Origin of the sequence: Anabaena sp. CS-542/02, assembly GCF_028331085.1 — a bacterium.
Lineage (GTDB): Bacteria > Cyanobacteriota > Cyanobacteriia > Cyanobacteriales > Nostocaceae > Anabaenopsis > Anabaenopsis arnoldii.
In genome coordinates, this window is sequence record NZ_JAQMTM010000083.1 from 20,673 (window position 1) to 42,891 (window position 22,219).

At 42.3% G+C, this 22,219-nt stretch carries 20 protein-coding genes; 5 read left to right on the top strand and 15 right to left on the bottom strand.

From position 1 onward, the window contains the following. Positions 1-41 precede the first annotated feature (41 nt). From ureC to groES, 8 genes are all read right to left on the bottom strand, one after another. Positions 42-1,748 (bottom strand): urease subunit alpha, encoded by a 1,707-nt coding sequence (gene ureC, locus PN447_RS09365; RefSeq protein ID WP_271762588.1) that lies wholly within the window; start codon positions 1,746-1,748, stop codon positions 42-44. 19 nt (positions 1,749-1,767) lie between these two features. After that, complete coding sequence (locus PN447_RS09370; protein WP_271762589.1) at positions 1,768-2,073, bottom strand: urease subunit beta; 306 nt, start codon at positions 2,071-2,073, stop codon at positions 1,768-1,770. Between the two features lie 21 nt (positions 2,074-2,094). Beyond that, a complete protein-coding gene (gene ureA / locus PN447_RS09375; protein ID WP_271732285.1) occupies positions 2,095-2,397 on the bottom strand; it encodes an urease subunit gamma in 303 nt (100 codons plus the stop codon). 22 nt (positions 2,398-2,419) lie between these two features. Next, positions 2,420-3,253 (bottom strand): urease accessory protein UreD, encoded by an 834-nt coding sequence (locus PN447_RS09380; protein ID WP_271762591.1) that lies wholly within the window; start codon positions 3,251-3,253, stop codon positions 2,420-2,422. Positions 3,254-3,326: 73 nt separating this feature from the next. Continuing rightward, the gene (locus tag PN447_RS09385) at positions 3,327-4,625 is read right to left on the bottom strand and encodes a photosystem II assembly protein (RefSeq protein ID WP_271762593.1); all 1,299 of its coding nucleotides are present in this window, start codon (positions 4,623-4,625) and stop codon (positions 3,327-3,329) included. Next, entirely contained in the window at positions 4,618-5,556 is a 939-nt protein-coding gene (locus PN447_RS09390) for an SPL family radical SAM protein (RefSeq protein ID WP_271762594.1), read from the bottom strand. The genes PN447_RS09385 and PN447_RS09390 overlap by 8 nt, the downstream gene beginning before the upstream one ends. 698 nt (positions 5,557-6,254) lie before the next feature. Next, complete coding sequence (gene groL, locus PN447_RS09395) at positions 6,255-7,892, bottom strand: chaperonin GroEL (RefSeq protein ID WP_271762595.1); 1,638 nt, start codon at positions 7,890-7,892, stop codon at positions 6,255-6,257. Between the two features lie 101 nt (positions 7,893-7,993). Then, positions 7,994-8,305 (bottom strand): co-chaperone GroES, encoded by a 312-nt coding sequence (gene groES / locus PN447_RS09400; protein ID WP_271762597.1) that lies wholly within the window; start codon positions 8,303-8,305, stop codon positions 7,994-7,996. 1,035 nt (positions 8,306-9,340) lie between these two features. Between groES and PN447_RS09405 the strand changes: the two genes are divergently transcribed. Beyond that, positions 9,341-10,018 carry a response regulator transcription factor gene (locus PN447_RS09405; protein WP_271732315.1) on the top strand — a complete coding sequence of 226 codons (678 nt, stop codon included), beginning with the start codon at positions 9,341-9,343 and terminating at the stop codon, positions 10,016-10,018. Positions 10,019-10,415: 397 nt separating this feature from the next. Here PN447_RS09405 and asnS read toward each other — a convergent pair whose 3' ends face one another. Then, a complete protein-coding gene (gene asnS / locus PN447_RS09410) occupies positions 10,416-11,807 on the bottom strand; it encodes an asparagine--tRNA ligase (protein ID WP_271762600.1) in 1,392 nt (463 codons plus the stop codon). A gap of 104 nt (positions 11,808-11,911) precedes the next feature. After that, entirely contained in the window at positions 11,912-12,166 is a 255-nt protein-coding gene (locus PN447_RS09415; RefSeq protein WP_271762601.1) for a hypothetical protein, read from the bottom strand. Positions 12,167-12,243: 77 nt separating this feature from the next. On the opposite strand from PN447_RS09415, the gene PN447_RS09420 reads away from it, so the two are divergent. Then, complete coding sequence (locus PN447_RS09420; RefSeq protein WP_271762602.1) at positions 12,244-12,525, top strand: DUF6439 family protein; 282 nt, start codon at positions 12,244-12,246, stop codon at positions 12,523-12,525. A gap of 41 nt (positions 12,526-12,566) precedes the next feature. On the opposite strand, the gene PN447_RS09425 is transcribed toward PN447_RS09420, so the two are convergent. Together PN447_RS09425 and rlmD are read right to left on the bottom strand one after the other, a co-directional pair. Continuing rightward, a complete protein-coding gene (locus tag PN447_RS09425) occupies positions 12,567-13,016 on the bottom strand; it encodes an ATP-binding protein (RefSeq protein ID WP_271732275.1) in 450 nt (149 codons plus the stop codon). 427 nt (positions 13,017-13,443) lie between these two features. Continuing rightward, on the bottom strand, positions 13,444-14,802 hold the full coding sequence (gene rlmD / locus PN447_RS09430) for a 23S rRNA (uracil(1939)-C(5))-methyltransferase RlmD (RefSeq protein ID WP_271762604.1): 1,359 nt from the start codon (positions 14,800-14,802) through the stop codon (positions 13,444-13,446). Between the two features lie 142 nt (positions 14,803-14,944). On the opposite strand from rlmD, the gene PN447_RS09435 reads away from it, so the two are divergent. From PN447_RS09435 to purF, 3 genes are all read left to right on the top strand, one after another. Next, positions 14,945-15,430, top strand: a complete 486-nt coding sequence (locus tag PN447_RS09435) for an allophycocyanin subunit alpha-B (protein WP_271732272.1) — start codon at positions 14,945-14,947, stop codon at positions 15,428-15,430. Between the two features lie 265 nt (positions 15,431-15,695). Then, entirely contained in the window at positions 15,696-18,077 is a 2,382-nt protein-coding gene (gene purL / locus PN447_RS09440; RefSeq protein WP_271762607.1) for a phosphoribosylformylglycinamidine synthase subunit PurL, read from the top strand. A 278-nt stretch (positions 18,078-18,355) separates the two neighbouring features. Next, on the top strand, positions 18,356-19,876 hold the full coding sequence (gene purF, locus PN447_RS09445) for an amidophosphoribosyltransferase (protein WP_271762609.1): 1,521 nt from the start codon (positions 18,356-18,358) through the stop codon (positions 19,874-19,876). A gap of 273 nt (positions 19,877-20,149) precedes the next feature. Here purF and PN447_RS09450 read toward each other — a convergent pair whose 3' ends face one another. Genes PN447_RS09450 through PN447_RS09460 form a run of 3 tightly spaced genes read right to left on the bottom strand, consistent with a single transcriptional unit; the run spans position 20,150 to position 22,056 of the window. Beyond that, positions 20,150-20,431, bottom strand: coding sequence for a hypothetical protein (locus PN447_RS09450; RefSeq protein WP_271732268.1), 282 nt, complete (start codon positions 20,429-20,431; stop codon positions 20,150-20,152). Between the two features lie 6 nt (positions 20,432-20,437). Further along, positions 20,438-21,478: an ABC transporter permease gene (locus PN447_RS09455; protein WP_271762611.1), complete on the bottom strand. Its 1,041-nt coding sequence runs from the start codon at positions 21,476-21,478 to the stop codon at positions 20,438-20,440. Between the two features lie 59 nt (positions 21,479-21,537). After that, positions 21,538-22,056: an adenine phosphoribosyltransferase gene (locus PN447_RS09460; RefSeq protein ID WP_271762614.1), complete on the bottom strand. Its 519-nt coding sequence runs from the start codon at positions 22,054-22,056 to the stop codon at positions 21,538-21,540. Positions 22,057-22,219: the final 163 nt, after the last annotated feature.

Consider the following 22,219-nt stretch of genomic DNA (forward strand, 5'->3'; position numbering starts at 1 on the left):
TTGTCCAGGCATTTAAATTTATTCTCCAGTAGTTAGATGATCTAAAACAGAAAATATCTTTGCGCCATGGGTAAAACCTTGGCGGGTTCACAAGTCAACAATTCACCATCAGCTCTCACCTCATAGGTTTCTGGGTCAACTTCAATCCGTGGGAGCGCATCATTTAGCCTCATATCTCCTTTACTGATTTGACGTGTCCCCGAAACAGCAACCATGGACTTTTGTAAACCCAATTGGCTGTTAATTTCCCTTTGCGCCGCAGCTTGGGAAACAAAAGTTAAAGATGTAGCGTGACGCGCACCCGCAAAACTAGCAAACATAGGGCGCATATGTACCGGTTGGGGTGTGGGAATACTAGCATTAGCATCACCCATCTGTGACCACGCAATCATCCCACCTTTAATGACAATTTCTGGTTTCACACCAAAAAACGCCGGTCGCCACAAGCACAAGTCTGCTAGTTTCCCTGGTTCCACAGAGCCGACATACTGGGAAATACCATGAGTAATTGCGGGATTAATCGTATATTTTGCAATATATCTCTTGGCGCGATTATTATCCGCCAGTCCATCCCCTGCAAGGCTTCCCCGTTGTACCTTCATTTTATGGGCGGTTTGCCAGGTACGAATTATGACTTCTCCTACCCTACCCATAGCTTGAGAATCGGAAGCAATCATACTAAACGCGCCTAGGTCATGTAAAATATCCTCAGCGGCGATGGTTTCTCGGCGGATACGGGACTCAGCAAAAGCCACATCTTCAGGAATGCTAGGGTCGAGGTGATGACATACCATCAACATATCTAGATGTTCCTCTAAGGTGTTGACAGTGTAAGGGCGTGTGGGGTTGGTAGAAGACGGTAAAACATTGGCTTGTCCGCAAACCTTAATAATATCTGGAGCGTGTCCACCCCCTGCACCTTCAGTATGGTAAGTATGGATAGCACGATGTTTAAAAGCGGCGATGGTATCTTCTACAAACCCGGCTTCGTTGAGAGTATCTGTGTGAATTGCTACTTGCACATCATATTCATCAGCTACACCCAAACAAGTATCAATAGTGGTGGGGGTAGTTCCCCAGTCTTCATGAAGTTTTAACCCCATCGCACCTGCTAAAATTTGTTCTACTATTCCTTGGGGTTGACTGGTGTTACCTTTACCCAAAAAGCCTAAATTCATGGGGAACGCATCAGCAGCTTGTAACATCCGGTGCATATTCCAAGGTCCAGGGGTGCAGGTGGTAGCGTTTGTTCCCGTAGCAGGTCCAGTACCACCACCCAACATAGTAGTAATCCCAGAAGCGATCGCCACCTCAATTTGCTGAGGACAAATAAAATGAATATGACTATCAATACCCCCAGCAGTGAGGATCATTCCCTCCCCAGCTAAAGCTTCCGTACCCGGCCCAATAATAATATCTATATTGTCTTGAATATAAGGATTTCCCGCCTTACCGATTTTGAAAATTTTACCGTCTTTAATCCCAATATCTGCCTTGACCACACCCCACCAATCCAGAATTAAGGCGTTTGTAATCACTAAATCTACCGCGCCATCGGCGTTAGAAATGGGGGATTGTCCCATTCCATCTCTAATAACTTTACCGCCACCAAATTTCACTTCATCGCCATAGGTGGTAAAATCTTGTTCTACTTCAATAAATAATTCTGTGTCAGCTAGTCTAATGCGATCGCCTACTGTAGGACCATAGGTTTCTGCATAGGCTTGACGAGAGATTCTATAAGGCATAGTAAATTACTCCTAATTATTAAAGACTCCCATTAACTTTGCTATTAAACCCGTAAACTTGACGACTCCCCACTAAGGGTATTAGGGTAACTTCTTTTTGGTCTCCCGGTTCAAATCTTACTGCTGTTCCTGCGGGAATATCAAGTCGCATTCCCCGCGCTTGTTCCCGGTGAAAATCTAAGGCTGGATTCACTTCATAAAAGTGAAAATGGGAACCCACTTGAATCGGTCGATCGCCTGTATTAGCAACTTGTAGTTTAATGGTAGGACGACCTGCATTTAATTCTATGTCGCCATCTGGTGTAATAATTTCCCCTGGAATCATGGTTTTACTTTTACCTAATAATTATCTAATGGGATTATGTACAGTTACTAACTTAGTACCATCGGGAAAGGTTGCTTCTATCTGGACTTCTTGTACCATTTCGGGTATACCTGGCATAACATCATCTTTTGTTAATACGGTTGTCCCATAAGTCATTAGTTCTGCTACAGTTTGCCCATCTCTTGCTCCTTCTAAAATAGCAGCGGAAATATAGGCGACTGCTTCTGGATAGTTTAATTTTAAACCCCTATTTTTACGTCTCTCTGCTAATAAGGCGGCGGTGAAAATCAACAGTTTATCTTTTTCTTGGGGTGTCAGTTGCATTCTCTTATCCTCTATGCTTTGTTCAAACCTGCCATACTCTAGGTACACAGCTACTACGATTTAAAACGGATACTCGTAGTAATTGCCAAATAACTGTAAACCAGTTTCTCACTTCTGATGTGGAAGTACCACGATATCGACACAAAAATCCATTTTGTAACTGTGTCACACCGATTTCTCCTGTACCCGCCCATAAATTCCGCATTTTTGCCAAGGTTTCCCCAGAAATAGGATTTCCTACCCAAACCAGACTACCTACTATTGGTTGTCCCGCTAAACCATGAGGACTGTGAAAAACCTCTTCGCTACCTGGTAACCATTGGCGATCAATCCACAGGGGAAGGCCTTCCCGCCAAATTTCTGTGTGCGATCGCCATTCTCCTTGTAAAAATTTCTCACCTCTGGCTGTCCGACCAAATCGGGTAATTTCCCAACCTAACCAACTGGCTCCCGGTGCTAATTCTACCCGTAAATCTTGGCGATAAATTGCTCCGTTAAATATTATCGTTTCTTGGGGTAGCCATTCTAAACAAGCACCTGCATCAATTTGGATGTTTATATTTTGCGTTGCTTGTAGTCCGTTACTTCTGTATATTTTACTGGCTGCTGCTGTGGTAATTAATGCTTCTGCTTGGGGTTGGAGGTGGAGGTTATAGGATAGGCGATCGCCCCCTACCACACCGCCGGCAGTGTGTAATATCACACTATGACAAATTTTTGCCCCCTCTGGATAGAAAGGCCGTTGTACCTTTAGGGGTGCTTGCTGGCGACTGTGAATTAACTCGGTATTATTCAGGCGATCGGCATATACTAGATTAAGTTTGCCATGCCAACCTTTTGCGGGATTAGAACTCATTTATAAAATTAAACCTTTACACCTTCAGGACTGAGTTTATATAATTACAAAACTTTAAATTCTACCCTTTTCATCAAGCTTTGATATTCTGCTTTTGTGCCAAAATTACATAATCATCTAATGTATAGTGAGAATCATACATTTGATTAAAATATTTATGGATCATTGGACTCATATTTACTTGCTTCGGTAAATTTTCCCTAGCAAACCTAGCAAATTGAGCAGGAGGATAGGATAATCGGGAATCTGTAGATGTTAAATATCTATACCAAACCAGCTTTAAACCTAAATCAGAAACAAACTTAATAACAATATTTCTTTCCTGTTCTAAATCTTCACTTTGTGGACAGTTATAAAACCTAAATAATTTCTTATCTTGTATTACTAGGATAACATAACCTTGCGCATTTAAACTTTTAGCAATAACTTGTTGATAAATATCATGAACTTGTATTCTTTTATTTCTATCAGAAAAGAAACAGTGCGAAATAATAATGAAGTCAAAAAAATCACCAGGTAAATTAGCACATTGATAATTCCAACTAAAAACGTCAGAAGTAACAAAGCGAAAGTAGGTATTAATAGGCGTTATCTGGGACTCAATATATCGGCGCCAAAACTGTAGTCCTCTAAACTGCAAATCATCTTGCTGTTCTAAAGAGTAATAAGATATATGAATTGGAGGAATTTTACAAAAATTAACAGCACTTTTAAAAAATAAAGCTAAAGCATAAGCAACTGTTCCTGGACCTGCTGCAATATCAAGAATTTTTACCTGAGTTGGTAGTAAGCCATCCTGATAAACCAAAAACCAAGCTAAATATAAACAATATACATTCTCTAAAAAAAACTTCATAAAATAGACATGGGGAGTCAAACTGAAATTATAGTTTGGATCTTGTCCAATTTTTAACTTATTAATGTCTTCTAAGGCATCGTTTATTCTAAGATATAACTCTTCTTGAGAAAATCTTCTAAACTCTACTTTTAGATATTCAACCAGACTAGCTTCAAAGTCATCAAATATTTGTTGGTCGATACCGGTAACCTGTAGTTTATATTCATCATGCTGAACTAAATTAAAATTTTCCTTGACAAATTTAATAAACTTTTTTTCTGGTAATAATGTTAGATTATCTGTTTGATGACGCTCATCTGTTATTTGTTTAGTTAAATTGGCTATTTCCCTTTTATAGTCTTGAGAATAACGGTCAAGTTGCAATTTATCTCTAAATAATTTCTCTATCCAGGAAAAACTTGCACCTGATTGTTGAATAGCTTGCAATAATTGCTCTGCTTTTTTAGTATCACCACGTTTTAATGCTGAGTTAAATTGCTGACTACGCCACCAATTAGCAATCGGATTACTCATATCCAAATCCCTCTTTACCTTCTTTAATTTCTACACCAGGAAGTTGATTAAATAGTTTTTCTTTAAATTTGACATAGCTAAAATTTTCTGCATTATACCACCAATCATATTTTTGCTTTATCTCCCTGGCTTCCTGACGAGTTGATGCTATGAGAGAACGATTATGATTAAGATGAAAATCTTGAATTACGACTCTATCAGCAACAGCTAACTTACTAATAAAAGCACCTTCATCACTGGGTAAAGTAGGTAGTAATGGAGTGATTGTAATAGATATTTTGGGTACGAAACCTTTGAAGGAGTCAATACTTTGCTTAAGTTTAATTATGGCATTTAATCTGGCTTTAATGCTAGGCGAGCGTGATTCAAAGTCTTTTCTAACTGATTCACTTCCAGTGGGAATACTCATATTAATACGTAAGCGTTTAAATCGTTGTAAATAATCAATATCTCTTGTAATAATTGGACTTCGAGTTTGAATTACTAATGTTGGTGTGGCATAGCCATCATTCCTAACATCTAGCATTACTTCTAACAACCTCCGAGTCAACTGATGGCGAGATTCCAGAGGTTGATAAGGATCTGTAACGCTACTCATGTAAATTCTGGGAGGAGTTTGAGGGTGTTGCTTATACCATTTTTGTAATTCCTTAGTCAAAACTTGGGCAGAATTTTCTTTAAAAATTACCCATTTACCCCAATCATCCCGCATCTTACTATTGGGACTAAATGCAGCCGCATAACAATAACTACACCCATACTGACAACCCCGATAAGGATTCAGCGTAAAATCATAATCACCAATAAAACCAGTTGCCTTTGTCAATAATGATTTAGCAGTTTGTCCATAAACATTAGTGTCTCCAAATTTTTCTCTAACTAATTTAGTTAGTTTTACTTCGTAATAACCTTCATATTTTAAGTGTGTCATGTCAGAATATTAGTTACTTTTTGGGCTAATTGGGATAATGAAGTTTGTGGTCGTTCATTTGATATTAAAGATTATAAGCTTTGTATTTCTTCTCTGAAGGGGTGACAACTTAGGCTCAAACCCTTATCGAATAAGGATTATGAAAGAGTCAGCCTTGAAAAGATTAAAACAAATTGGAAACCTATTCCAAGATAAAAATCAGACTTGTGGAGTTTAGTTATTGAGAATAGAATCAGTAAAGCCAGAAAATGATGTTTACTTTTTCAAGGCGCAAACCTTCAAAACCCTTGCTGCGTATTTAATTCAAAGGTTTTTGTCACACCGTCAGATTTCTTCTATTAATCACGTAAGAAGAATTGCTCCAATATTCTTTGAATCGCTAGGTTGCATAACAACCTCATTCCTCATCATGTTCATGTGGGGAAAATTGGGTAAATCAGGAAAATATCGACATTGTGGGCAAATTTATAGCATTTCCTAAGCAACTGAGGTATGCCTAAATCTTTTTAAACAAGCTTGTTACCATTGAATCTGTACTTCACAAGATTGAGACACGCTATATTTAATTAAGTTGATGATATTATAAAACGTGTTTTTTATTAATTATTACATTTACTCACTCTGGGTTGTGATTGCCACAAAAAAAGCCCCACCCACAAGGGAATGGAGCTTTTTTAATTTATGTGACTTAGAGAGTATTAGTAATCGAAGTCACCGCCACCCATACCAGCGCCACCAGCAGGAGCTGCGTCTTTAGGCTCTGGCTTGTCAACGATGATACATTCGGTTGTCAACACCATACCAGCGATCGAAGCAGCATTTTGCAGAGCAGAACGAGTTACTTTCGCAGGGTCAACAATACCAGCGGCTAACAAATCAACAAATTCATTGGTAGCAGCATTGTAACCAACGTTGAATTCTTTCTCTTTGACGCGTTCAGCAATGACAGCACCATTCTGACCGGCGTTTTCAGCAATCCGCTTCAGAGGCGCAGGTAAAGCCCGAACTACAATCAAAGCACCTGTTAATTCTTCACCGGTGAGGGTGCTGTTAGCCCACTCTTCCAGGCTAGGAGCCAGATGAGCTAGAGTTGTACCACCGCCGGGAACGATACCTTCTTCTACAGCCGCTTTGGTAGCGTTGATAGCGTCTTCCAGGCGTAGCTTCTTATCTTTCATTTCGGTTTCGGTGGCTGCACCCACTTTGACCACAGCTACACCACCAGAGAGTTTAGCAAGACGTTCTTGTAACTTCTCTTTGTCGTAGGAAGATTCGGTTTCTTCCATCTGACGACGGATTTGCTCGCAACGAGCCTTAACAGCAACTTCATTACCTTCAGCAACAATGGTGGTGTTGTCTTTGGTAATGGTGATCCGGCGAGCTTTACCCAGGCTTTCTAGTTTGGTGTTTTCTAGCTTCAAACCAGCGTCTTCAGTAATTAACTGACCACCAGTGAGAACGGCGATATCTTCGAGCATAGCTTTACGGCGATCGCCAAAGCCAGGAGCTTTTACAGCCGCAACGTTCAGCACACCCCGCAGACGGTTAACCACCAAGGTAGCTAAAGCTTCTTTTTCAATATCCTCAGCGATAATCACTAAAGGACGACCGGCACGAGCTACTTGCTCGAGAACTGGTACTAAATCTTGTACCAAAGCGATTTTCTTATCGGTGAGCAGCAGGAAAGGCTCATCAAAGACCGTTTCCATGCGTTCAGCATCGGTGGCAAAGTAGGGAGAGATATAGCCTTTGTCAAAGCGCATCCCTTCGGTAATTTCTAGCTCGGTGGTCATAGATTTCCCTTCTTCGAGAGAAATTACGCCTTCCTTGCCTACTTTGTCCATTGCTTGGGCAATCATCTGGCCGACTTCTTCATCGTTACCAGCTGAAATCGAAGCAACTTGGGCAATGGATTTAGAATCTTCTACTGGACGGGCGTGTTCAGCAATCTTCTCTACCAAGAAGGTAGCAGCTTTATCAATACCACGCTTCAGGGAAATTGCATTAGCACCAGCTGCAACGTTGCGTAAGCCTTCTTTGACCATGGCGTGGGCTAAAACGGTGGCAGTGGTGGTACCATCCCCAGCGGCGTCGTTGGTCTTAGAAGCAGCTTGACGAATCAAAGCCACGCCTGTGTTTTCAATGTGGTCTTCTAATTCGATTTCTTTGGCGATGGTTACACCGTCATTAACGATTTGGGGTGCGCCAAATTTCTTTTCGAGAACTACGTTACGACCTTTAGGGCCTAGGGTGACAGCTACAGCCTCAGCCAAGATGTCAATGCCTCGCTCGAGGGCGCGACGGGCGTTTTCGTTGTAGATAATGCGCTTTGCCATAGGTATGTCTATTCAGGGAGTAAGTCAAGATTTTTAATTGGACTTTAGGGGTTGGGCTTTCGGCGTGGGGGTCGCCCCATCGCGTCTGTACCCATTCCCTATTAGTTAACGACTGCTAATATATCTTTTTCAGAAAGCAGTACGTATTCTTCTGTGCCGAGCTTGATATCAGTGCCGGCGTACTTGGAGTACAGCACTTTATCCCCGACTTGAATGTCTAATGTCTGACGGCTACCGTCATCGTTACGCTTGCCAGGTCCAAGTGCTACTACTTCGCCTACTTGGGGTTTTTCCTGGGCGTTGTCAGGTAAAAACAGTCCACCTGCAGTTTTTTCTTCGGGGGCGCTCACTTTTACGAAAACGCGATCGCCTAGGGGTTTAACTGTAGAAACGCTTAAAGTTACAGCTGCCATAAATATTTTTTCTCCAGAGTTAGCACTCTCAACTCCTGAGTGCTAATCTACCTAAAAGCAGCATAAAATGGCAATAATTAATTGAGTACGGGTTCCCGCACCAGCATATGGCTGGACTACTTAAGTATAAATACTGCATCATTTCGATATATCGGGTTTTGCTGGGTAAGTTACGAATATTTTTATATAGATAAATTTATGTGCAAAACCGGTAAATTGTTATAAAACTGTAATCAGGGTGCCGCTCGATGAGTAAGACTACACTGGTAGGGTGACGCCGTGAACTCGCCAAAATTACTCAGTTTCTTGATGACAAAGCCCTAAGTAATTGTCTAGAAATATGAGCAATGGCAGAAATTCAGCCAGAGAATTTTATCTGTGCTGACCAGACAGTTACTCACTTCTGTGCAAAACAAGTTAGTCTTGGATATTGGGAACACTGACTAAAGCCCAAGGGTGAATTAAACAGGAAGTCTCCCACTTATATCCTACCTATAAGACTACAGCCTATCTCTTGCGGGTTTGTTGCTGTAGACCGATAATGGTGGTCTACCCATATGGTTCCTGGTTTTGCTCGGCAATACCAGAAGTTATTGAGCCAGTCATCCCAAAACACTCGATAGGCATAATGGTGGTGCAAGAATATGCATTTTGACCCATCTTGTGCCGATAACTCCTCTACTTGCTTGCGAACATTTGTCAAGGCTGAACATCACCAGGATATAGTAAAGCAGTAAGCCTCTGAAAGGGCGGTTTTTTTAAGTTAGGGTCATCTTCAGCCAATATGTACCTCGTGAATTAGAAGCATGATTATTTAATCAGTGTTTTTTTCACCCGCCACTTTCAAAGCGATATATAATAGCGCATTATAAATACTACTGCTCTACGTATCCTTACCGCAAGTTTGCCCATGTTCTCGTCGTCTGATCAAAAGTAATCACCACTTTTAAGACTTCCAGAAGGCAAAGGCAAGTTAAGTAGAAAAAGGACAACACCTCAATGATCCACCATAAAGGATAACCACTCAACACCTTGATGGACCGAAGCGCGAAAAGTGCCAATGCTATGAAAGAGCCCAGCATGAAAGATCACAAAAGACTGCTACTGATTGACGATGACCCTAACCTCATCTTGCTGGTGAAGGACTACCTGGAATTTAGAGGCTATGAAGTTAACACTTCCGAAAATGGACGAGAAGCCCTGGGAATTCTTCAACAAGATATTCCAGATATGATCATCTGTGACGTCATCATGCCGGAGATGGACGGATATACTTTTGTAGAACAACTCCGACAAAATGAACGCACCGCCTGGATTCCCGTGCTTTTCCTATCAGCGAAGGGCCAAAGTGCAGAGCGAGTTAAAGGTCTGAACAAAGGGGCTGATGTTTATATGGTCAAGCCCTTTGAACCAGAAGAACTCGTAGCACAAGTAGAATCTTCGCTGAAGCAAACTACCCGTTGGAAAGAACACCAAGCTAAAGGAGGAGAAAACGGTTCCCGAATTCAGGTTCCCTTTGATGTACAGTTAACCCCAACTGAACTGAAAGTGGTACAGTTTGTCGCTAGGGGTTTAGCTAATCGGGAAATTGCCGAAGAACTAAACGTGAGTCAGCGTACAGTTGAAAGCCATGTGTCCAATATGTTGGGCAAAACTAATCTCCACAACCGTACTGAACTAGCGCGTTGGGCGATTGAAAATCAAATGGCTTAATCTGTGTGCTGATTTCCCAAGTTCTGAGTTTTGAGTTACACAGAATAGCTCAAAACTCAAGCTTGTTTTGGCATCCTGACTTTAGTTTGACGGCTAACAAATTATGAATTGTGAAGCTAAATTTGGGTTTTTTTAATTCAAACTTCATAATTCATAATTCATAATACAGTCCTCAACTGCCATGTTCCAACCCGGATATCACCTAAAATTATCACTACATCACTCCACCTAAATTCCCCGTCTTCCCAACTGGAAATAACCATAGAGTGAGTTACGTCTCAAAATTACAAATATTTATCGCTACAATATGACCCTGTGTACCTCACCCACCCTAAGTTTTTTGTGTTCTTTTAGTGTGGGTTAAGGCTGCAAGAGATTTATATGATGGCTTAGGCTACTAGAAATCGGCGCTTTGTGGTGTGCGAGGGAAGGGAATCACATCCCGGATGTTTCCCATACCTGTGATAAATTGCACCAGTCTTTCAAAGCCTAAGCCGAAACCAGCATGGGGAACAGTACCATAACGGCGTAAATCCATGTACCACCATAAATCTTCTGGCTGCATTCCCTGGGCTAAAATACGGCGTTCCAATACATCTAACCTTTCTTCTCTTTGAGAACCGCCGATAATTTCCCCAATTTTAGGTGCAAGAATGTCCATGGCGCGAACGGTTTTTTCATCCTCATTCAAACGCATATAAAATGCTTTAATTTGGGCTGGATAATCTGTGACAATTACAGGCTTTTTAAACAGCTGTTCTGCTAAATATCTTTCATGTTCTGATTGTAAATCTAAGCCCCAACTCACTGGATATTCAAATTTGACATTGGCTTTTTCTAATAATTTGACTGCTTCTGTATAAGTTAATCGCTCAAATTGATTATTAATAATATTGTCGGCTGTGGCTAAAACAGTATTATCAATGCGTTGGTTGAAAAATTCCATGTCTTCTGGACATTTCTCTAACACATATCGAAAAACCTGTTTGAGAAAGGCTTCGGCTAAATCCATATTACCATCTAGGTCACAGAAGGCCATTTCTGGTTCCACCATCCAAAATTCGGCGAGGTGGCGCGAGGTATTGGAATTTTCCGCCCGGAATGTGGGGCCAAATGTGTAGACGTTAGTAAAGGCCATGGCCATGACCTCGGCTTCTAACTGACCGCTAACTGTTAAATAGGTGGGTTTACTAAAAAAGTCCTGGGTGTAATCTACTGTTTGAGTTTCTGTGCGGGGTATGTTTTTGAGGTCGAAGCTGGTGACGCTGAATAGTTCACCCGCGCCTTCGCAGTCGTTAGCTGTAATTACAGGTGTATGTACCCATAAAAAGCCTCTCTCTTGGAAAAATTGGTGAATGGCTGTAGAACAGGCGTTTCTCACCCGGAAAACTGCACCAAAGGAGTTAGTCCGCGATCGCAAGTGTCCTATTGTGCGTAAAAATTCAAAGGAGTGGCGTTTCTTTTGCAGAGGGTAGGTTTCGGGATCAGCTTCTCCATAAACTTTCACTGCTGCGGCTGTTAATTCAATGCGCTGTCCCTTCCCTTGAGAAGCCACTAGTAGCCCACTCACCTCCACCGAAGCACCTGTATTCAGCTTTTTAATAATGGCTTCGTAGTCTGGTAAATCCTGATTGATGACCACTTGCAAATTAGCTAGTGAGGAGCCGTCATTGACTTCTATAAACGCAAATCCTTTTAACTCCCGTTTTGTTCTCACCCAGCCTTGAACCACGAGAGAATCATCAGGTTGACCACTCCGTAATACTTCTGCAATTCTTCGATTTGACATACTATATAAATTCTATTTTGTCAACTAAGACAGATATTAAACAATATTAACATTTAACTTGCTCCCAGAGCCAAAATCGGGATTACCCACCACGGCACTTTAATTTACTGGGGGGCTGATATTTCTGCTGTCTGGTGTTTATCTTGTGCTAATTCGTGGTGATGCTGTTGCCATTGTGCCTGTTTTTGTCGATGGCTTTGTACCTGATTGTAACCTTTATTGAAGGAGTAGAGCCATCGCTCTATATTTTCCAGTTCTTGCTCCAAATCCGTTTCTTGACTTTCCCCAGGCGATGGTGATTCTTGACGCGGTTTCATTTTCAGGTAGTAAACTATGATTAAATGCTGGTCAATACCCAAAATTTTAACTTCTGAATCAGCACTATTTTATATAAGTAATTTATCTTCTCTTTACGCATCACTTAGCACTTAGAATCATGTCTCAACCTACTCAGCTTTCTCCAACCAATCCATTGAATGAACTTAGCACTCTAGAACTAGCCCAAGCCTTAATGGAAAGGCTCAGTATCTCGCCTAACGATTGGCATCGCCTGAAGTCTAACCGCAATTCTCGCGCTAGTGAACAAGCCGCAGCCGCCCTTTTGTACCTTGTTCAAAATCAGCCCGAAGAAGCCATAGTGAGATTACAACAAGCTGTTGGTTGGTTAGACCGCTCAATTTCTGCACCTCCCTGTCCCAGCCATGGAAATCAGGGATAAAGTAGTTGTTTTCCCAATACCAATGACTAATGACCGCTCCCCTACCGTCTCAAAGACAAACGGGGGCTATTTTCCATTTCTTTACACAGTCTCAATTCTGTACCTTTACGATTCCACTCTACTTGATCAAAAATTTGATGCAGAAGACATAAACCACGACCATTTTCGGATTCATCTGGTGGTAAATAATCTGTGGGGTTTTCATCATCAGCCGATACAGGAACAAAGCCTTGACCCTGGTCTGAGATTACCCACCAATATTGATTGTTGATTAGGGAAAAACGGACTACAACTGTTTTACTAGGATCAAGATTATTACCATGTTTTGCGGCATTTACTAGGGCTTCTTGGAGTCCTAGGCGCAATTCTGCTTGCAGTTTCCCTGGAATCTCAGCTAGGAGTAAATCTAAAATTGGGCATAGATAAAGAGTTGAGGCAAAACTAATTGTGCCCCAATAACGTCCAACTGGACGAAGAGAAATGGTCATCACAAGAGAAACCCCGCAGCTTTCAGTTAGCTAGACATTAGTTTGCTATTGATTACAGGCACCCTGATACAAAAGTGAGGTGGTCGCGCTGCCTTCAAACTTGCGTCTTTAAACACTAAATTTTGGAAATCCTAGGGAGAATTGACTCTGTTTATGAGATGAGATTGTTGATACATATAACGGCTATAAAGACAACTGCTCGTGCAGTTAGCAAAGGAAATTATTGGTAATATTCAAGAGTATGAGGATAATCTTGGTATTGCCGATTGTTGCTTTACCAAAGCTTATTCATGTTGCTTGGGGTGGATAAGAATTTAATCTCTGTAACAAAATCGTTTTTTTTAGCTTAATTAGATTTTAGCATTTTTAGTATGCATTAGACTACAAATTTGAAATGTAAGTTTTTCTTCCACACTCAGTATTACTGATACTAATGTGATAACACCATAAAAGCAACCGCTTCTACATGAGCTGTTTGGGGGAAGAAATCAGCAGGTTGTATGCGTGTCATGTCATATAGCCCATCTTGGCATAACAATTTTAGATCGCGAGCCAGAGTAGCTACTTTACAACTGACGTAAACTATGCGTGGAGGTTTCAGTTCTAATAAAGAATTAATCACGGCGCGATCGCACCCTTTGCGGGGCGGATCAAGTAACACCACATCTGGTATTATGCCCATCTCCGGCAGCAAATTCTCTACTGCGCCTACTTGGAACGTAACATTATTAATTCCATTGTGCCGGGCATTGAAAACGGCTTGCTCTACAGCTTCTGGTTGTAATTCTAATCCTATGGCTTGCCGAACTTGTTTGGCTAAAGGTAAAGTTAAAGTACCAATACCACAATAAGCATCAATTAGCAACTCCTGTCCTTGAAGATCTAGTTCTGACTGAATTACCTGCAACAGTGCTTCTGCGGTTTCTGTATAAACCTGGAAAAACGTATCTGGACGGACTTGAAATTCTAAATCAGCAAAGACTTCTCGCAGGTAAGAAACACCAGCAACGCAACGAGTTTCAGATCCAAAAATGGCATTTGTGCGATGACGATTGCGATTTAAAGACACACCCACCAGTTGGGGATAGCGCTTTAACCATTCCTGGGCTTGCTGTTCAATTCCTGGTAAATTCCACTCCTTCACTACCAAAGTCAATAACATTTCGCCAGTCCGCCGTCCAATACGTAAACCTAAATGGCGGATTTGTCCTTGGTGTTTTCGTTCATCGTAAATTTGCCAACCGCGCTGTTGGATGTCCTGCTTCACTTGTACCAGTAAAGGATTTAATCTCGGATCTTGAACAGGACATTGATTTAAATTCACTAATCGATGGCTACCTTTTTGGTAGTAACCAGCTTGTACCTGACCTGTGGCGGAAATTCCTAGAGGATAAGTGGCTTTATTGCGATAGCCCAAAGGTGCATCTGTGGTTAACACCAGATCAACTGGTGGATTGACAAAACCACCAATACGCTGCAGAGCCTGGATAACTTGATCATGCTTCGCTACTAGCTGATATTCATAATCAATATGTTGCCACTGACAACCACCACACTTGTCAGCCACAATACAACTTGCTCTGACCCGATGAGGAGATGCTTGCAAGAGGTGATGAAGTTGAGCATGAGCGTATTGAGGTTTAACTTGTAATAAGCGAACTATAGCGCGATCGCCTGGAACAGTATCGGGGACAAAAACCACAATTTCCTCAAAACGTCCCACACCATCACCTGTACTACTCAAGTCGGCGATGACAATTTCAATTAACTCACCCTGGTGTTTAGTCATTAGTTATTAGTCATTAGTCATTGGTCATGAGAAAATCACAATCCTTGTGCTCACTCCCATCATCTTCCTAATTTTCCTTTCTTTGTGTACCTCAGACTCGCTAAACTAGCAAATAATATTTCGCACACAAGAGCGTATAATTATGACCGTAATTAGCCAAGTTATTCTCCAAGCCGACGACCAACTGCGTTATCCGAGCAGTGGCGAACTCAAAAGCATCAAAGAATTTCTCCAAACCGGAGAACAAAGGACACGCATTGCTGCGACCTTAGCGGAGAACGAAAAAAAGATTGTTCAGGAAGCAACCAAAAATCTGTGGAAAAAGCGCCCTGACTTTATCGCCCCCGGCGGTAATGCCTACGGCGAACGTCAGCGTTCCCTATGTATCCGTGACTTTGGTTGGTATTTGCGCCTTATTACCTATGGCGTACTTGCTGGCGACAAAGAACCAATCGAAAAAATTGGTTTAATCGGCGTGCGAGAGATGTACAATTCTTTAGGTGTTCCTGTACCAGGCATGGTAGAAGCTATTAGCGCCTTGAAAACTGCCTCTCTTGACTTACTAAGTGTGGAAGATGCGACAGAAGCGGCACCCTACTTTGATTACATCATTCAAGCCATGTCTTGATCAAACTGGTGTTGGTTCTAGGATTGTGAATGTTAAGGTATTAGACCCATAAGATTTCTCATTTGATCATAACCTCCTCACATTTGGTCATGGCTGTGGCAAAAAATCTGTCAAGTTATTAATCCAGATGTGGGGAAATTTTAGCAGATAGTCGCCACTATTTGAAGGGGAAATATGCAAAAAAGTCTTAATTAGTGGTTGCAAAGTGCATATAGGGTAACTAAATCGATACAATAATTCTCTGTACTCTTGGTGCATTATTTCCATGACCGCCACTTCCTCTACTCCCTTTTCCCCTCAAGAAATCGCCGCCGAAGGATTAAAACCAGAAGAATATGCAGAAATTGTCAGACGCTTAGGACGACATCCTAACAAAGCTGAACTGGGAATGTTTGGAGTGATGTGGTCTGAGCATTGCTGTTATAAAAATTCCCGTCCTTTACTTAAGCAGTTTCCCACCACAGGACCGCGCATCCTGGTTGGACCTGGTGAAAATGCCGGAGTTGTAGACTTAGGCGCTGGACTGCAATTAGCATTTAAAATTGAATCTCATAACCACCCATCAGCCGTCGAACCCTTCCAAGGTGCCGCCACAGGTGTAGGCGGTATATTAAGAGATATATTTACAATGGGGGCGCGTCCCATTGCCTTATTAAACTCTTTACGTTTCGGTTCTCTAGATGATCCCAAAACCCAAAGGTTATTTACAGGTGTTGTAGCGGGTATTTCACATTATGGTAATTCCGTTGGAGTGCCGACTGTTGGGGGTGAAGTATATTTTGATCCGGCTTACTCGGGTAATCCCTTAGTTAACGTCATGGCGCTGGGATTAATGGAAACACCAGAAATCGTTAAATCCGGTGCTGCTGGTATTGGTAATCCTGTGTTATACGTGGGTTCTACCACGGGAAGAGACGGTATGGGGGGTGCCAGTTTTGCTAGTGCGGAATTAACAGATGAATCAATGGATAACCGTCCCGCAGTACAAGTAGGTGACCCCTTTATAGAAAAGTCTTTAATTGAAGCTTGTCTGGAAGCATTTAAAACTGGTGCTGTTGTCGCCGCCCAAGATATGGGTGCTGCGGGTATTACCTGTTCTACTTCAGAGATGGCGGCTAAAGGTGGTGTGGGTATTGAATTTGATTTAGATAAAATTCCTGTGCGGGAGTTGGGGATGGTTCCCTATGAATACCTGCTGTCTGAATCTCAAGAAAGAATGCTATTTGTAGCCCACAAGGGTCGGGAACAAGAGCTAATTGATATTTTCCACCGTTGGGGACTTCATGCTGTGGTTGCGGGTACTGTGATTGCTGACCCCATTGTGCGGATTTTCTTTCAGGGTACAGTCGCAGCAGAAATTCCGGCTGAGGCGCTGGCGGAAAATACCCCACTTTATGAACGGGAATTGTTAGCAGAACCACCAGAGTATGTTCTGGAAGCTTGGAAATGGTCACCTGATTCCTTACCAGTTTGTACAATTGCGGGGATTGACATTGAAGGTAAACTCCAATCCTGGAATAATATTCTGTTAACTTTGCTCGGCACGCCAACCATCGCTTCTAAAAATTGGGTTTATCGTCAGTATGACCATCAAGTCCAGAATAATACTGTGATTCTGCCTGGTGGTGCTGATGCTGCTGTGGTGCGCTTACGTCCCCTAGAAACAAGAAAAAATGAAGAATTAGAACCTGAAAGTTTGACATCAGGTGTGGCGGCGACTGTAGACTGTAATCCTCGTTATGTTTATCTTGACCCCTATGAGGGAGCTAAGGCAGTGGTGGCAGAAGCAGCTCGTAATCTCAGCTGTGTGGGTGCCGAACCTCTGGCGGTGACAGATAATCTCAATTTTGGTAGTCCAGAAAAACCCGTTGGTTACTGGCAATTATCCCAGGCTTGTCGCGGTTTGTCTGAAGGTTGTCTAGAATTGGCAACACCAGTTACAGGCGGGAATGTCTCTCTGTACAATGAAACCTTTGATTCTCAAGGTAATCCCCAACCCATTTATCCTACTCCTGTGGTGGGTATGGTGGGATTAATTCCTGACTTAACAAGGATTTGTGGTCAAGGTTGGCAAGGGAATGGTGATTTAATTTATCTTTTGGGATTACCTCTCACATCCTCTGTTAGTTTGGGTGCATCTGAGTATTTAGCTACTATTCACAATACTGTTGCTGGCCAGCCGCCAAGGATAGATTTTGATTTGGAACGTCGTGTACAGCAAGTTTGCCGCTTAGGTATTCGTGCAGGTTGGATATGTTCGGCCCATGATTCATCTGAGGGGGGTGTGGCTGTTGCTTTGGCTGAATGTTGCCTTTCTGGTAACTTAGGTGCCCAAATCCAGATAGAAATTTCTGAACATCAGTTAAAACGTCTGGATGAATTGCTGTTTGGTGAAGGTGGGGCGAGAATTTTAGTTTCTGTAACACAAGCGCAACAAAAAACCTGGGAATATCACTTAGATAAAAATTTGGGGGCTAATTGGCAAAAACTTGGTACAGTAGGTAATTTCGGTGATTCTGAACTAGGTTTGAGGATTTTAACCAATGATAACCAAATCTTAATCAAGGTTACTATGGAACAGATGAAAGATCGCTATTTCCGGGCTATCTCTAACCGTCTTGCTCGCCTAGGTAATACTCCCAATTAATTTTTTCCATCCCCTATATGGGGATAATTAACCTCTGTGAGCAGAATTACGGTACTGTTTTAATAGATGGTTAAAGATTCGTTAAGGATTTGGCAACTATCCAGCGACATAATCCCAGGGACTAAATAATTACTAATTCGTAGTTTGCAATTCGTAATTAATTCCAGAACAAAATCCAGCATCACTCACTCCATTTATTGGTGGGGTAGTAATTGCGAATTAAAAATTATCAATTACCGATTATTCCGACTTGACACCCAAACCAGGAGCAATAGCTAATGATTCCCATCCATTCCGTCACTATGGCTACACCGCACAAGCTATCGGATGAATACCACAATCAGGAAATAGACCCAATCAATAGTCGAGAGCATCGACCTGACAAACCAGAAGAAGCTTGTGGTGTTTTTGGCATTTACGCTCCAGAAGAAGATGTTGCCAAAATGACCTACTTTGGATTATACGCCCTGCAACATAGGGGTCAAGAATCAGCTGGGATTGCAACGTTTGAAGATGCAAAAGTACACCTACACAAAGACATGGGCTTAGTTTCTCAGGTCTTTAATGAGTCCATTTTGGATCAGTTGCCCGGAAACCTGGCTATTGGTCACACTCGTTATTCCACTACTGGTTCTAGCCGCAAGGATAATGCCCAGCCGGCTGTGGTGGAAACCCGACTAGGTTCATTAGCCCTAGCACATAATGGTAATTTAGTCAACACTGTGCAGCTGCGGTCAGAGTTAGTCAAGACCCAAGTGAGTTTAGTCACAACAACAGACTCGGAAATGATCGCTTTGGCGATCGCTCAAGCCGTCAACGCTGGTGCAGATTGGGTAGAAGGAGCAAGTAGCGCATTTCACCGTTGCCAAGGCGCTTTTAGTTTGGTGATTGGGACTCCCGTTGGTGTCATGGGTGCGCGGGATCCCAATGGTATCCGCCCCTTAGTAATTGGAACTTTACCCGGGTTACCAGTCCGTTATGTCTTGGCTTCGGAAACTTGTGGTTTAGATATCATTGGAGCCGAATACTTACGAGATGTGGAACCGGGGGAATTAGTTTGGATTACTGAAGCAGGTTTAGCTTCCTACCATTGGAGTCAAAAACCTGCTCGTAAGTTATGTATCTTTGAAATGATTTACTTTGCCCGTCCTGATAGCATCATGCACAACGAAAGTTTGTACACCTATCGCATGAGGTTAGGGCGACAAATAGCGGCTGAATCGCCGGTAGATGCTGATATTGTCTTTGGTGTTCCTGATTCAGGAATACCTGCGGCCATTGGATTTTCCCAAGCCTCTGGTGTCCCCTACGCCGAAGGACTGATTAAAAATCGCTATGTGGGTCGAACTTTTATTCAGCCCACACAATCTATGCGCGAGTCCGGGATTCGCATGAAACTTAACCCCCTCAAAGATGTATTGGTGGGTAAACGAGTAATTATTGTGGATGATTCCATTGTTAGGGGTACAACGAGCCGTAAACTGGTTAAAGCATTACGTGAAGCAGGTGCTAGCGAGGTACATATGCGCATTTCTTCCCCACCTGTCACACATCCATGTTTTTACGGTATCGATACTGATAGTCAGGATCAGTTGATTGCTGCCACCAAGTCAGTGTCAGAAATTGCCGAGCAGTTGGGAGTAGATAGCCTGGCTTATCTTAGTTGGGAGGGAATGCTGGAAGCAACCCAGGAAGATACTAATAGTTTCTGTTCAGCTTGCTTTACTGGAGATTATCCCGTAGCTATTCCTGAGCAAGTCAAACGTTCTAAATTGATGTTAGAAAAAGTCGTGGTATGAACTACCCACAGTTGGCTTCGCCTGAACTGTAGGTTTCTACCTCCCTCAGTTCGTTTTTAGCAAAACTTTCTGTAGATTTTTGTCTCTTCTTTGCCCCTAGTTGCCGCATTGCTCCAGTTTGCTGGCGCTTGCTGGTAGATGTGGTAGAGCTAGGCGGCTCTGCGACTACGAAGCCAGTTCCTGACTCCGGTAGAATTCCTTATACTGCGACACACCCCTAGTGGGCAGTATGCCCACTCCACAAGAGTTTTATCTACCTGCCAACTACTATATTTAACGATGCTGCATAAAATCTACTTTCGGCAATAACGGATCTATGACAATTCCCACGCCGCTAAAACCCCAACGTTTGAGCAAATTACCCAACTGTGTAGCAAGAACAGATTCTACGGCAAAGCGGTTAGCTAATTGACCTGCATGGGTATTGAGATAGCTTAAAGCATCAAAGTTTTCCCGAAACAGTAATAAATAGCCGGAACTTTCAGCATCCGGATGGGCTACAAGATAACGACCATCAGTCGAGGAACGCAATATATAATAAATTTCAGAAAACATACTCAATTAAGATTCCAAACGAATCCGGGGGTCGGCTACCTTTAATAGCAAATCCGCCATTAAATTGCCTATATTCAGTAATACGGCACTCATGACGAGGCTAGCCATGACTAAATACTGGTCTTTCGCCATTACCGCCTGTAAAGTCAATCTCCCTAAACCGGGCCAGTTAAAGAATTGTTCGGCAATAAATGCACCACCTAATAAACCAGCCAATTCAAAGCCTAACAAAGTAATTAAAGGATTTATGGCATTGCGAAGAGCGTGAACATAAATCACCCGATTTTCTGGTAGTCCCTTGGCGCGAGCCGTTTGGATATAATCTTGACGTAGAACATCCAACAATTCACCGCGAGTGATTCTTTGCAACCCGGCAAAACTAGTGATACTTAAGGCAATGGTGGGTAAAATCATGTGCCACCCAATATCAATGATTTTGCCAAACCACGACAAATCAGCATGATTGATGCTAGTCATACCACCGACGGGAAATAAAGGTGAGGTGATTTGAGCAAATATGAGCAGAAACAAAGCAGTGATGAAACTAGGAAACCCTTGTCCTGTGTAGCTAATCAGTTGTAAAATGCGATCAGTAGCTTGATTTTGTTTCACAGCTGCGAGAATACCAAAGGGAATTGCGATCGCCCAGGTACAAAATAAAGAAGCGATCGCTAAAAGTAAAGTTGCTGGTATCCTTTCCCACAACAGAGAAGCTACTGAGCGTTGGTAAACAAAACTTGTCCCAAAATCTCCTTGGGTGAAAATTCGCCATAACCATAGTCCAAACTGTTCTGGCCAAGATTTATTTAAACCAAACTGTTGCCTTAATTCCTCAATGCGTTCTGGCGAAATTGTCGGATTTTGGCGCAGGGTATCCACATAATCCCCCGGGGATAGTTTCATGATCACAAACGACAGCGCGGTTGCCAATAACAGAGTGAATAGTGCTTGCAATATCCGTTTCACCACATAAACAAATGTTTCGTTCGTGACTAGCCCTATAAAGCCCTCCTGACAGGTCTTCCAGGAAATTTTCTGAGAAGTCATAGCAATTTAGTCATTGTTTATTAGTCAATTTCTCAGGATATAGGAGAGATTACCAATGATTAGTATTCAATTAGGGAGACAATCGGCACATCTGGTAAATGTTGACGTCCTTGTAAATCCTGTAGCTCGATGATAAAGCCAAACCCTACCAATTCGCAGCCAATCTTCTGCACCAACTTAGCCGTTGCACTAGCCGTACCACCTGTGGCAATCAAGTCATCTACAATTAAAACGCGACTATTTGGATGCAAAGCGTCTTGATGCATTTCCAGGCAGTCTGTACCATATTCTAATTCATATTCAATTGAGTGAACTGCTCCTGGTAACTTTCCCGGCTTCCGTACGGGAATAAAACCCGCTCCTAATTTGTAAGCTAGAGGAGGTCCAAAAATAAACCCACGGGACTCCATACCCACAACATAATCAGCTCTTAAGCCTAAAGCAATGCATTTTTCCGTAAAAAAGTCAATAGTGTAGCGCAATCCCTCTGGGTCGCGCAGTAAAGTAGTGATATCGCGAAATAAAATTCCGGGTTTAGGAAAATCTGGTATATCGCGAATTAGAGACTTTAAATCCATAAAATTCAGTTATGAGGGGGTAGTGGGGGGATTAATGACCAATGACTCATGACTAGTCCCTGGAAAATCCTACACTATAATCTCATACCCTGATCATTGAGGCTCTAATTTAGCCAGATTAGCTAATTTTACACGGTAATACAGCCTGGGAAGGTAAGCGACA